The following is a 13,315-nucleotide window of genomic DNA, read 5'->3' on the forward strand; positions in this document are numbered from 1 at the left end:
TTTTTAAATAGAGGCTGATGGGTGTCGGCATACCTCCTGTGTACTGCTGACTATGCAGCAAGGTTAACGCACCTATCTAGCGCTGCACAACATACGCAGCAATTCAAAAATGCTTTATCATTTTTTGGTTAACTGGATATATCTGAGCAAGCAACAGGCGATATAGAAACATAATAAATCCGGTATCCCCCATAGCGATAATATCCATCTTACCCAAACGCTTGTCATGGCTTAAGACTTTGATATATCTTAATAAACGTTTATTTAAATCGACACTATTTTTTAGTTTTTCTTAGATAATTTTAGATAAAATTTAAAAATTCTTGATTTCAGCTTACCATGGTGATTGATATTTTGCAATAAATAATAATCGTTTATCTAATTTATCCTTTTATTCAACAATTTATTTAAACAATTTTTGTGCACATAATTATTAATTTTCTTTTAATTTCACATTATTATTTAAATTACTATCTTTACAGTGGCTTTTGTTCCGTGTATTATAATATAAGATAAACCATTATCCAATTTTTGATTAATAAACGATTATTTAAATCGTCATAAATAAAGGAGTATTCTGCCATGGCCTGCACTTTGAAGGACATTGCCCAACGTGCGGGTGTGTCCACAGTTACTGTACACAAATCCATTTACGGAAAACCCGGCATCGGAGAAGCCACTCGCAAACGGGTGTTAGAAATTGTGAAGGAAATGAACTACTCGGTCAATCCTGTTGCTTCCTCCTTAAAGAGGGATGCACTCAACATTGCGGTTATTTCACCTACACTGGAATCTCAGTTCAATTATTTCTTCAGGGCCATAGATACAGGTATCCAAAACGCCGAAAAAGAGCTGCGCAGTTTCAAGGTATCTGTCTTACGCTATTCCTGCGGGGACACATGGCAAAGCCAGACACGTATTTTAGATGATATTTTGCAGCATAGTGATATTCATGGCGTGGTGATATATTGCTGGGACGATACTAAGCTCAATGCACATTTTGAAAAATTGCATCAAAAAGGCATTCCGGTGATCACATTTCATTCCGACGCCATCAATTCTTGCCGCATTGCCTGTGTATCGGCCCCTAACGAGAACACAGGTTACCTGGCGGCGGAACTGATGAGCCATATCACCCCCCAAGGCGGTCGGATTATTGTTATGGGCGGCAACAAAATGTTAAAGGTACTGCGGGATAATACACTTGGCTTTTATAGCTGCATCCAGCGCTATCGTTCTGATTTGTCCCTTTTGGAGATAAACGATAAAAATTCTCTCGAAAATTTAAAATCTGAACTGAGAAAGCTGTTTTGCGCTTTTGACAATATTGTGGGCGTTTATTGCAACAGTGCCCGTAACAATATACCGCTTTGTGAGGTGCTCCATGAGATGGCCCTTAACAATAAAATCAAGGTCATTTGCAGCGATGTTTTCGAGGAACTGGCTCCCTATTTTGAAGATGGAACCATTACCGCCACTATGTGGCAGGACCCGCAATCGCAATCCTACAAAGCCATAAAGCTCATGTATGAATACCTGACTACCCGTACAAGCTCTACCGATAGAAGCGATGTGCGTATTGGCATTGTGATGAAAAGCAATTTTGTTGATTATTTGGGAACCCCGCTGCCGTCTGCAATGTATATGGAGGGGCTAAAAAAGATCTGATAAGGATGCAAATTATTAAACCATTGAACCAGGATTGCATACTCATTACTGGCTCTATGTTTTTGGGGCAACAAAAGGCGGATAGCCGAAACCATCCGCCTTTTATCCCGTATTTTCAGGTGGCTTATAAAGGGTCTACGCTGTTGCGAACCAGTTCTTTCAGTTCGTCCTTAATTATTCCCTCATTCAGCTGTATGATTTTCTCAGGCTTAGTCGCAATCTCCTTTGCAGAACAGCCTATCGCCCTGGTTTTCCCCTTTTTACGCCGTCACTGGCGCTTTTATACTCCTTGACAGAGGTGTAATGAATAAATGACAAAGGAGGATTTCGCCCGTACTGTTCAGATAAAGGAGAGTATTCGCCAGTATGTGGAGCAGCAGCCGGGTGATACTTTTGCAGATAAGTTTGAAAACATGGAGCGGGAGAAGGAAATAAAAAAAACTGCCGCTCAGAAAGAGCAGCAGCTCAAGCAGTTACAGAATCGGATAGCCAGCTTGCACAGGTAGAACGAAAGCCCATGATGATTCATCTAGCAGTAGATCGGGCAGTGGATACCTGTAAAAATATATAGAGTATGTGGCAGAAGCCTGCCCCAAAGTTCTTTTACAAATAAGCTGTCAATGCACAAAAACATTTATATAACAGGGTTGGGTGTCTAGCCGCACCCTCCCTTTATATACTTGTTATATTGCAAAAAGGCCTATCCGAAGATAGACCTTTCTACAATATAATATGGCTGGGCTAGATGGATTCGAACCATCGAGTGACGGAGTCAAAGTCCGTTGCCTTACCGCTTGGCGATAGCCCATCGAAAACTTTATTTAGATATAAAAAAAGGACAAAAACATGTCCTTTTATCAGCAAATGGGGTGGATAATGAGAATCGAACTCACGACCTCCAGAGCCACAATCTGGCGCTCTAACCAACTGAGCTATATCCACCATAAACTGGCGCGCTGTAAGGGATTCGAACCCCTGGCCTACTGCTTAGAAGGCAGTTGCTCTATCCGACTGAGCTAACAGCGCATATGGCCCTAAAAGACCGTGGAGCGGGTGATGGGAATCGAACCCACGTAACCAGCTTGGAAGGCTGGAATTCTACCATTGAACTACACCCGCAGATAAAGAAGCGCTCTTGCTTCCAGACGACTGCAACGCTAGTTATTATAACTTATAATAAAAAGTTTGTCAACGTGTTTCTGCAAATTCCTTGGTTTGTGCACAAAAGAGTTTAACAATGGTTATTATATGGTATTGACAGCCCTGTGGTTTGGTGATAGTATAGCATCAATCGGCTATACTAACTGTATCTTTATGGAAAACAGCCGTTTGTTTAAACTTTAAAATGACTGCTTAAATCGCTGACAGGGACCTGCGGAAAACCGATTGTTTTTTACCAGAGAGAGCGGTGCTTGGTGAAAGCCGCTTTAAAAAACCTTTTCCGCTTACCACCCTAGAGTGAATGGGAAGCCTTCGGGCGAAAGCATTTCGCATGCCCTGCGTTATCGGGGTTAAAAGTGATGTCTTTCGGGGCATAATTTGGGTGGAACCGTGGAGCTTGACTTCATCCCTTTTGGGATGGGGTTTTTTTGTTTTTTGCCGCTTGAGGAGCCGAAACACAGCAGAGTTTTTCTGCGGGCGGCATTGTTCGGCCATTTTAAACCGAAACTGTTATGAAGGAGAAAGCATAATGATTAAAATCACACTGAAGGATGGAAGCTTTAAGGAATATGACGCCGGCACCACAGTGGGCGAGGTTGCCAAGGCCTTGGGAGCCGGGCTCTATAAGGCCGCCTGCTGCGGAATCGTAAACGGCGAGACTGTGGACCTGCGCACGCCTCTCACTGAGGATTGCGAACTGGCCATTGCCACCTTTGATCAGATCGAAGGCAAAAAGGCATTCTGGCACACCGCCAGCCATGTCATGGCACAGGCTGTCCGCAGGCTGTATCCTGCCGCCAAGCTGGCCATTGGCCCCGCCATCGACAATGGCTTTTACTACGACTTTGATATAGAGACCCCCTTCACCCCCGATGACTTGGAGAAAATTCAGGCCGAGATGGTCAAAATCGTCAAGGAAGCTCTGCCTCTGGAGCGCTTTGAGCTCCCCGCTGGGGAAGCCATCCAGCTGATGAAGGATGAGCCTTATAAGGTAGAGCTGATTGAGGAACACGGCTCCCAAGGCGAGGCCATCAGCTTTTATAAACAGGGTGATTTCACCGACCTGTGCGCCGGCCCTCATCTGCCGGATACCAGCCGGATCAAGGCGATCAAGCTTACCTCCTCCACAGGTGCCTACTGGCGTGGCAGCGAGAAAAACAAAATGCTCTGCCGCATCTACGGCATTGCTTTCCCCAAAGCCAGCCAGCTGACGGAATATCTGGAGATGCTGGAAGAAGCCAAAAAGCGGGATCACCGCAAGCTGGGCAAGGAGCTGGAGCTGTTTACCTTTATGGATGAAGGCCCGGGCTTTCCTTTCTTCCTGCCCAAAGGTATGCTGCTGAAAAATACGCTCATTGATTACTGGCGCCAGCTGCACCGGGATGCCGGCTACAGCGAAATCTCCACTCCTATTATTCTCAGCCAGAACCTGTGGGAAAACAGCGGCCACTGGGGCCACTACCAGAACAATATGTATACCACCACCATCGATGACAGCAACTTCTGCATCAAGCCCATGAACTGCCCAGGCGGTATGCTGGTCTACAAAACTAAGATGCACTCCTATCGTGAGCTGCCTCTGCGTATGGGCGAGCTGGGTCTGGTTCACCGCCATGAGCTTTCCGGCGCTCTCCACGGCCTGATGCGGGTGCGCTGCTTCACACAGGACGATGCCCACATCTTTATGACCAAGGATCAGATTAAGGATGAAATCAAGGGTGTTGTCAACCTGATTGACACCGTTTATAATACCTTCGGTTTTTCTTATCACATTGAGCTTTCCACCCAGCCGGAGGATTCCATGGGCGCCAAGGAAGATTGGGATACCGCTACCGAGGCTTTACGTGAGGCCATTGTGGAAATGGGCTACGATTACAAAATCAACGAAGGCGACGGCGCTTTCTATGGCCCCAAGTTGGATTTCCACCTGACCGACTGCTTGGGAAGAACTTGGCAGTGCGGCACCATCCAGCTGGATTTTCAAATGCCGGAGCGCTTCGATCTGGAATACACCGGCGCAGACGACCAAAAGCACCGCCCCATTATGATTCACCGGGTGGTTTTTGGTTCCATCGAGCGGTTTATCGGTATTCTTACCGAGCATTTCGCCGGAGCCTTCCCTCTCTGGCTGGCACCTGTTCAAATGCGGGTGATGCCCATTGCCGACCGGCACATCGAACACGCACAGAAGGTGATGGCTGCGCTGGAAGCACAGGGTATGCGTGTGGAAATGGATACCCGCAACGAAAAAATCGGCTACAAGATCCGTGAGGGCCAAATGCAGAAGATTCCTTACATGCTGGTGATTGGCGATCAGGAGGTCGAGGCTGATTCGGTGGCAGTCCGCTCCCGTCGGGACGGCGATCGTGGTGCCATGTCGGTATCGGATTTTGCCGCTCTTGCTTTGGAGGAAATCCGCACCAAGGCTATCTAATTTCGTTATGTTGGCAAAAGTCCAAGGCCGCAGGAAAATATCCTGCGGCCTTGGACTGTAGACATAACAGCCTTTAACTTGAAAACCTTATGGTTTTAATGCGTAATTCTTCCGCAGTTGAATTGATTTCGACGCAGGAATCCTACTTTTTGCGCCGGAGCGGTGCAATCCGGGGGGAATATGGGGGGCATTGGATGCCCCCCATAGAGAGTGTAGACTTTTGTCTGCACTCTCAGGCCGCAGGAAAATATCCTGCGGCCTTTTCTTATTCCAGAGCATCTTGGGATTCCAGCTGCCTTTCCAGCCCCACAAAAAAGTCACTGTAGCTGCATTTAAAAAGCATCTTGAGGGCTACAATCAGGCCCACAGGGACATTGAGCCGCTTGAGCTCAATCATGGACAGCCGCGAGCGGGATATATTCAGCCCCATGGTTTGAAGCTGGATGGAAACATAGCTTTGTGTCATTCCGCTGGCTTTCCGCAGCCTCACAATATTATCGGAAATATCCAAATCTGTAATCAAATACTGTCCCATAAAAAGCCCTCCTGATTCCACCTATTGTATAGTCAGTCACGCTTAAAGCTCATATATACAAAAAGATGTGCCTGCCTCACATACAAATGACCATACAAGCAGTTGCATTAAACATCAGTATATGCTAATATGAGAAAAAATATGCCTATGTACATAGGCATTCAGAAGGACATTCAGCCGAATGCATAGGGCTGTTTTTAGTGATCCTGCATGATCGTGTGACCAATCTGAGAATTTCAGCTTTGCTCGTTATGCTGTTCCCGATAAACGCTGCGGTAAAATTGCAGAAGCTGCTCCACCTCTAAAGTGGCGGCCTTCAGTCCACGGCTGACTGCCGAATCGCTCAGCCCCAGCCTGCTGGCTATTTCGGTTTTGCGCAGTCCCTCGCCATAATGCAGATGAACCAGACAGCGCTTGGCATCCGGCAGGCCTTTGACAGCCACTTTGGCAGCTATCCGCAGAGCCTCCAGCTCCTTTGTGTTATCCCGGGAAATCATCCAATCTGGCATCAATCGAGGATCCGTTTTAAGATCTGGCAGCAGCTCAGAGCAATTCATTTCAGGTGAATCGTGGGGATTGGCAGATCGGTTAAATTGGCTTTTCATTTAGGCTCCTTTCCATTGACAATCCATTTTCTTTGGGTTAGACTTTTATTCAAATGAGAAAATATAGTTTTTCAACTCAACTAGGAATATTAAGGTTTGGTTTAAATGCCACACCGACTAAAGCAACAATACTCTTATATATATAAGTATAGTTCGTTTTTTTGGACCAGTCAATTCTATTGCAGTATTTTGTCTGACCAATGACCAAGGAGGGGGTTTTTATGCTGTTTGCACAGGTGCTCGGCAACCTTCTGGAGCAAAAAGAGATTACAGCCTATCGTCTGGCCAAAGAAACAGGTCTTTCTCAAAGCCTGATTTCAGATTGGCGCAAGGGAAAAACCATTCCCAGCAGCGATAAGCTTATGACTTTATCTCGTTTTTTTGGTGTTTCCATCGATTATTTGCTGGATAATCCCCCAGCAGCCTTTCAGCCAACCGAGGCAGTGCGGATTCCTATATACGGCTCAATCTTCTCTGCCGAAACCCTGGGCAGTGGCAAAGGCATCGAGCGCTACATTGACGCCCAAGTGGAAAATCCCGAGGAATATTTCTATCTTTCTATGGCTGGAAGCAGCATGTCCGCTTCTGGAATTTTAAGCAACGCCACCGTTTTGGTTCATCGGCAGGATACAGCCTGCGATGGTCAGATTGTTGCTTGCCTGCCGATGGGAAAAACGGCAACATTTCGCCGTTTCCGCTGTTGCGGCGATGCGGCTCTTCTGCTGCCGGAAGGCGCTCCCGCCGATTCTTTTGTCTGGTCCGGCACTTCACCTGACTTGAGCGAGGCCGCTTTGCTGGGTGTAGCCGTTTCTTCACTGAACCCTCTATAGAAAAAGTAGGTTTCTGCTACAGTTTCAGCCTTCCCTCTCCGATATATGAAATAGGAGGGGGGTTTTCTTATGGACATTAAAAAGATACAATATCCTGGGCAAAGCACCCCGCTTACACAGCCTATGGAAGCATCCTCCACCGAGCAGGAACAGGGGCAATTCAAACAACAGCCTGTTTTGCTTGAAACCGACCAGCTGGCCTCCTTTCAGGATTGGCTGAAAGAAATGGAAGAACGGCAGCTTCAAGCTGATACAGAATGGGAAGCCCTTTACCAAGCCACCAAACGTGAGCTTGCTGCTTCTAAAAGCAATTGGTCGGCTTTGGAGATAAAACCCAAGCCAATCCCTACAACGGTCGGGCTTTCTTCCCGCATCGCAAGCCGTCTGCTTTCAGAGCATGGCTTTCGGGTAGCCGTAACCGCCGCTGAATACAGCGACAGCATCCCGGAAGGGGATGTGATTATCACAGTTCCCATGCCCGGTTCCAGTGCGGCCGAGGGCTCCGGTATTAAGCTGATTGTCAGCAAAGGCCCTGCCCCAAAGGGTCACGAAAAAGCACCCCAGGATTTGCTGGCCTTGGGCGAATTGGGGGGCTCCAAAAAGAAGGATGGAGACGATACCCACAAAATCTACACGCCTTTTCCAAAACCGGCGGAACGCACTTTATCCAATACCGCATCGGAAGAAGCATCCCCGGCAGGTGAAGCCACCATTTCCCCTCAATAGCGGCTTTTCCCTTCTCTACCGGTTAAGCTTCAATCATCGGGCAGATACTGCCGCTTTTTGTAAAACATACATTTTAATACTGAGAGAAGAGGTATGAATGTGACTCCTTCCCCTGATTCTAACAAGAAGGAATCGCTTTTTTCAATGTTAAAGGAATTGCTGCGATTTCGCATTAAAATAAGAAAAATTCATGTAGACAGTATTGAGGATACTCCCCCGAAACGGCGCTCTAAATCTCTTGTCAAGGATGAGAGCAAACAAAACACGGATAGGCAAAAGGAGCAACGGAGCTTTCCCTCAAATCAAAGCCGTGCAGACAATGCTGTGGATACTCCCTTAAAACAACCCATTCAAGCTTCCGATGGGGCTGTGGATAAGCACAACACGGATACACAAAAGGACTTGTCGAATCTTCCTTTAAGCACCATTCAAGCGGGCGATATTAACACCGCTTCTGTAAAGCATCCTTTTAAAGCTTCTGATACAGCCGTGAGTGAGAGCCCAGTTGATACAAAAAAAAGCAAACGGAACTTCTTTCTGAAAAAAGCCCATGTTGAAGATGCTCCTTTGAAACCATTCTTCAACGTTCTTGATCCGGCAGAAAAGGAAAGCAGCGCAGATACTCGAAAAGGCAAAAGAAAAAAAATCTTCAGGCTGGCTATTGGTATAGGCGGGGCTTTGTTGCTGGTTACTTGCGGTACTGCCGCCTTTATGATAATAACGGCCGATACTGCACTGGCCCGATTGGAAAAAGCCAATGAGCTGGTCGAAGAAAATGAGCTGGAAAAAGCAATTCCCGCCTTTAACAAGGTTGTTGAAAAAGACGAGACCATGGTGGAGGCCTATCTGGGTCTGGCTGATGTGGGTCTGGCGCTGGAAGCACCCGAAACCGTAATGGATTCGGTTTCAGCCGGTTATTATGTAACCGGCGATGCCCAGTTAAAGGAGAAGCTGCTCCAATTGGAGGCTTTGGAGGATAATTTAGCCGGGCGGTCCAATACACCCACCATTCCCTCCACTTCCCCGGACATAACAAATTTGGGCGACGAAGCCTCCGAGGAAGAAAGCGTTCCTGTAACCCCGCCGCCACCAACTCCTGTTACAGTCTGGTCAGACAAAGCCTTTGAGCAGATGATTCGGTTGGCTCTGGACAAAGGCCCCAACGAAACCATCACCACCGATGAGCTAGCCGCTATCCGCAGCCTGAAAATTGTCGGGAGCTCCCATGCGGCTGTGAATCAGGTGCTGCAGGTATTCAATTACAGCGGCTATTATATTGTGGAGGGCGTGAAATACGATACACCCGGTGAAATTCGAAATCTGGGGGATTTGGCCTATTTCAAAGGGCTCACTTCTCTGACAATCAGCTACAACAGCATTCAGGATCTTTCCGGGCTGGAAGACCTCAGCTCTTTGACCACTCTGGGGCTGTATAACAACCAGATCACCGATCTTTCGCCCCTTGCCGGCCTTTCCGGGCTGAAATGGCTGTTTCTTTATAACAACGATATTTCCGAGCTTTCCTCTCTAAACCGGCTCACTGCCCTTGAAGAGCTTTGGCTCTCAAACAATCAAATCGCGGATCTCTCACCCATTGCCGGGCTGGCCAATCTGCGCTCCCTGTTTTTGGATGGCAATCAGATTGCGGATTTGGAGCCTCTTGCTCAAATGAGCAATTTAAGGATTTTATCCGCCAATAACAACCAGATCACCCGCATTGATGTTGTGGCAGGGTTGAGCCAGCTGACCGATGTCTCTTTTAAAGGCAACAACATCCTCAATTACGGCCCCACCAAAGCCATTAAGAATGTCAACCAAGACCTTTATTTCGGGATAAAATCATTCTAAAAAGCTTGTTACAGCGCAAAGTCCGGTATCTGCCCTGATTTCAGTGGCAGTGCCGGACTTTTTTATATTTCCGACTAAATTTTAGGGAATTTTCAAGAATCGGCATCACCGCATCGATTCATGGGAAGGATATATACATTCACATATATAGAGGCGGAATATGAGCTGTAATTTTCATCTGCGCACCAGGCTCAGGCAAAAGTAAGTCTTTACTTCCCGGGCGGCTTAGGGTAAAATAGGTGAGAAGAAGCCCGGGCCCGCCTCTGTTCTGCGTGTGCTTTTATAGGAGTGGGTGTATACTGGTATGCCCTTCGGTCAGATTGTCTGCCCGGAGGCAGCGGTTTGCCGCAGCAAGTATAAACAGGCTTGGAAGCAAAAAAATTCCATTAGGATTAGGAGTGGAACTGTGCCGGCAAAATACAAAAGGATTTTGCTCAAACTGAGCGGAGAGGCCCTGGCTGGAGACGGCAAATTTGGCCTTGATTATGATGTGGTTTTCAACATCTGTAAAAGTATTAAGAAATGCGCCGATTTAGGCGTACAAATGGGCATTGTAGTTGGAGGAGGTAACTTCTGGCGGGGCCGTACCAGCGGCAAGATGGACCGCACCCGTGCCGATCATATGGGCATGCTGGCCACTGTGATGAATTCGCTGGCTTTGGCCGATGCTCTGGAATCCCACGGCGTGGATGTCCGGGTGCAGACCGCTATCCCCATGACCACCATTGCAGAGCCCTATATTCGCAACAAGGCGGTTCGCCATATGGAGAAAGGCCGTGTTGTGGTTTTTGGCTGCGGCACCGGCAATCCCTTCTTCTCCACCGATTCCGCCTCCTCCCTGCGTGGATTGGAAATCGAAGCGGATATCATATTCAAAGCCACTCTGGTAGATGGTGTCTACAACAAAGACCCCAACAAATACCCCGATGCAGTTAAGCTGGATAGCCTCACCTTTGGTCAGGTTCTCAGCGAAGGCTTGCAGGTTATGGATTCCACAGCCGCCTCTATGTGCCGGGATAACGGCTTGCCCATCCTGGTTTTCAGCATAAAGGATCCCGATAACATTGTCAGAGCCGTTTGCGGCGAAAATATTGGTACGATTGTGAAGGAGGAAGACAAATGAGCGAATCTGTAAAGCCTTATGAGGAAAAAATGAGTAAGTCCGTCGCCGTTTTGGAGCAGGAGTTTTCCGCCATCCGGGCAGGAAGGGCCAACCCCAGCGTCTTGGATAAGATCACAGTGGATTACTATGGCACCCCCACCCCCATCCAGCAGATGGCCGCCATTTCGGTTGCCGAGGCCCGTATCCTGAATATCCAGCCTTGGGATAAGAGCACTGTCAATATGATTGAAAAGGCAATCCAGAAATCGGATATCGGCATTAACCCCACCAGTGACGGCAACGTGATCCGCATCGCTTTCCCCCCGCTGACTGAGGATCGCCGCAAGGAAATCTGCAAAGAAATAAGCAAGATGGCGGAAGAATCCAAGATTGCCATTCGCTCCATTCGGCGGGATGCCAACGATAAATTCAAGGCCGCTAAGAAAAAGAGTGAACTGACCGAGGATGATGTAAAGGGCCTTGAAAAGGATATTCAAACCCTTACCGACAACTTCATCAAGGAAATTGATAAGCTGGCCCAGAAAAAGGAAAAAGAAATTCTCGAAATCTAATTCTCCTTTGTACATTTTATCCACCGGAAAGGGGCACATCTGTGAATACTTCTCCAAGGCAGCCCGTTAAAATTCCCCGCCACCTCGGTTTAATTATGGATGGCAATGGCCGCTGGGCCAAAAAGAGGGGACTCCCTGTCAAGCTGGGCCACAAAAAAGGCTCGGATACTCTAAAGGTTATTGTAAACCGCTGCCGGGAGCTGGGGATTGAGTATCTCACTGTGTATGCCTTTTCCACCGAAAACTGGAAGCGCCCCAAGGATGAGGTGGAAAGCCTCATGGCCCTTTTGGAGGATTTTCTGCTGAATTGGCGCAAGCTTTATAAAGAAGATAAGCGCCCGGATAAAATCCGCACCATTCTGCTGGGGGATCCGGCGCCTCTTTCCATTCGGCTTCAAGCTCTAACCCGGGAAATTGAAAGCGAAACCGCCGACAATACCGGTTTGACTTTAAACATAGCCTTTAATTATGGTGGACGGGATGAAATTCTCCGTGCCGCAAAGCTGCTCATTAAGGATTGCGGGGAAGGGCTTCTTTCCCCGCTTTCTGTCAATGAGGAAGAACTGAGCCGGCGGCTTTATACGAAAGGCCAGCCGGATGTTGATTTGATTATTCGCCCCAGCGGCGAGCAGCGCCTTTCTAACTTTATGATCTGGCAAAGCGCCTATGCGGAATTTGTCTTTATGGATGTTCTGTGGCCGGATTTCAGCCCTGCACATCTGGATACCGCTTTGGAGGAGTTTGCCTCCCGTGACCGCCGTTTTGGCGGAAGATGATGGCCTTTGCTTTTATTTTGCAAGCCCCGCGGCTTTAAACGCCCTTTTGGATAGATTTTCGGAGCCCCTTGCGGAGGGCTCAGTGGTTTTTGCCGTGTTTCAACCACCTTTTTCGGTGGAAGGAACCTAACTATGTTTCTAAGCAAAGCGGCAAATCCGGACAAGGAAGGTTTGAATAACACAATGAAAACACGCATTATTTCAGCCATGGTGGGTCTTGTGATACTGGCTGTGGTTTTGATTTTTTTTGATACGCTTCTGCTCAATGCCGTGGTGGCTTTCATTTCTCTTATTGCGGTTCATGAGCTTCTGAAAGCGACCGGTATCACCCGGCATCCTGCTCTCACCGCTGTGGGGATTTCTTTGGCCGCAGCTATTCCCATGGCACAGCTTGGTGTTTTTCAGCGGTTTTTACCCGTAGTATTTCTGTTTGTCATCTCTCTCTTCCTGATCTTGTTTCGGCAGCATGCTCTCATCACCATTCAACAGGTAGCCATGACCTTTTTCTTTTCCATGATTATCCCTCTCTTCTTTGTTTGCATCGTCTTTTTCCGGGATCATTACGGGCCCCAGCAAGGGCTTTTCTATGTACTTATTTCCCTCTGTGCCGCATGGCTGTGCGATTCCGGCGCCTATTTTGTGGGCCGTGCCTTCGGCAAACATAAGCTGGCACCCCAAATCAGCCCGAAAAAGACCATCGAAGGCTCGGTGGGCGGCGCTCTTGTGGCCACTCTGCTTGTCTTCCCGGTTTCTTTGGGTTTTCAATGGGGCATGGCGAAGCTGGGCTACAACGTAACCGTGAATTTTCTTGCCCTTGGCATTACCTTTCCTCTTTTCTGCATAGCCGGTATGGTGGGGGATTTATCTCTTTCGGTGATCAAGCGGCAGTTCAACGTGAAGGATTACGGAAAAATTATGCCCGGCCACGGTGGAATTCTGGATCGGTTTGACAGTGTCCTGTTTGTTCTGCCTCTGGTTTATACCGTTTGCGGCTACTGGCCCTTGGTGAGCATGTAAGCAATCGTTACCGGATACCCGAGTACTATTTTTCTATGAAA

General features: G+C 47.7%; 12 protein-coding genes and 4 tRNA genes. 10 read left to right on the forward strand and 6 right to left on the reverse strand.

Annotated elements, in window-relative coordinates; translation table 11 throughout:
• The first annotated feature begins 582 nt into the window (after positions 1-582).
• The gene (locus U6B65_07410) at positions 583-1,668 is read left to right on the forward strand and encodes a LacI family DNA-binding transcriptional regulator (protein WRS26186.1); all 1,086 of its coding nucleotides are present in this window, start codon (positions 583-585) and stop codon (positions 1,666-1,668) included.
• A 311-nt stretch (positions 1,669-1,979) separates the two neighbouring features.
• A complete protein-coding gene (locus U6B65_07415) occupies positions 1,980-2,174 on the forward strand; it encodes a hypothetical protein (GenBank protein WRS26187.1) in 195 nt (64 codons plus the stop codon).
• Between the two features lie 227 nt (positions 2,175-2,401).
• Here the strand turns inward: U6B65_07415 and U6B65_07420 are convergent.
• From U6B65_07420 to U6B65_07435, 4 genes are all read right to left on the reverse strand, one after another.
• Positions 2,402-2,476 (reverse strand) — tRNA-Gln (locus U6B65_07420).
• A gap of 57 nt (positions 2,477-2,533) precedes the next feature.
• A tRNA-His gene (locus tag U6B65_07425) sits at positions 2,534-2,610 on the reverse strand.
• A gap of 7 nt (positions 2,611-2,617) precedes the next feature.
• Positions 2,618-2,694 (reverse strand) — tRNA-Arg (locus tag U6B65_07430).
• 19 nt (positions 2,695-2,713) lie between these two features.
• A tRNA-Gly gene (locus U6B65_07435) sits at positions 2,714-2,787 on the reverse strand.
• 571 nt (positions 2,788-3,358) lie between these two features.
• Here U6B65_07435 and thrS point away from each other — a divergent pair.
• A complete protein-coding gene (gene thrS, locus U6B65_07440; protein ID WRS26188.1) occupies positions 3,359-5,263 on the forward strand; it encodes a threonine--tRNA ligase in 1,905 nt (634 codons plus the stop codon).
• 265 nt (positions 5,264-5,528) lie between these two features.
• Here thrS and U6B65_07445 read toward each other — a convergent pair whose 3' ends face one another.
• A complete protein-coding gene (locus U6B65_07445) occupies positions 5,529-5,798 on the reverse strand; it encodes a helix-turn-helix transcriptional regulator (protein ID WRS26189.1) in 270 nt (89 codons plus the stop codon).
• Between the two features lie 236 nt (positions 5,799-6,034).
• The gene (locus tag U6B65_07450) at positions 6,035-6,403 is read right to left on the reverse strand and encodes a hypothetical protein (protein ID WRS26190.1); all 369 of its coding nucleotides are present in this window, start codon (positions 6,401-6,403) and stop codon (positions 6,035-6,037) included.
• 221 nt (positions 6,404-6,624) lie between these two features.
• Here U6B65_07450 and U6B65_07455 point away from each other — a divergent pair, with 221 nt between their 5' ends.
• The 7 genes from U6B65_07455 to U6B65_07485 all read left to right on the forward strand — a co-directional run bounded on the left by U6B65_07455 (position 6,625) and on the right by U6B65_07485 (position 13,274).
• On the forward strand, positions 6,625-7,233 hold the full coding sequence (locus U6B65_07455) for a helix-turn-helix domain-containing protein (protein ID WRS26191.1): 609 nt from the start codon (positions 6,625-6,627) through the stop codon (positions 7,231-7,233).
• Positions 7,234-7,302: 69 nt separating this feature from the next.
• Entirely contained in the window at positions 7,303-7,959 is a 657-nt protein-coding gene (locus U6B65_07460) for a PASTA domain-containing protein (protein ID WRS26192.1), read from the forward strand.
• A 144-nt stretch (positions 7,960-8,103) separates the two neighbouring features.
• A complete protein-coding gene (locus U6B65_07465; protein ID WRS26193.1) occupies positions 8,104-9,807 on the forward strand; it encodes a leucine-rich repeat domain-containing protein in 1,704 nt (567 codons plus the stop codon).
• 406 nt (positions 9,808-10,213) lie between these two features.
• Positions 10,214-10,930, forward strand: coding sequence for a UMP kinase (pyrH, locus tag U6B65_07470; GenBank protein ID WRS26194.1), 717 nt, complete (start codon positions 10,214-10,216; stop codon positions 10,928-10,930).
• Positions 10,927-11,481, forward strand: a complete 555-nt coding sequence (gene frr, locus U6B65_07475; protein ID WRS26195.1) for a ribosome recycling factor — start codon at positions 10,927-10,929, stop codon at positions 11,479-11,481. Before pyrH ends, frr begins: the two co-directional genes overlap by 4 nt.
• 41 nt (positions 11,482-11,522) lie before the next feature.
• Positions 11,523-12,257, forward strand: coding sequence for a polyprenyl diphosphate synthase (gene uppS, locus U6B65_07480; GenBank protein WRS26196.1), 735 nt, complete (start codon positions 11,523-11,525; stop codon positions 12,255-12,257).
• A gap of 183 nt (positions 12,258-12,440) precedes the next feature.
• A complete protein-coding gene (locus U6B65_07485) occupies positions 12,441-13,274 on the forward strand; it encodes a phosphatidate cytidylyltransferase (GenBank protein ID WRS26197.1) in 834 nt (277 codons plus the stop codon).
• Positions 13,275-13,315: the final 41 nt, after the last annotated feature.

It is taken from the genome of Oscillospiraceae bacterium MB08-C2-2, from assembly GCA_035621215.1.
Lineage (GTDB): Bacteria > Bacillota > Clostridia > Oscillospirales > Ruminococcaceae > WRAV01.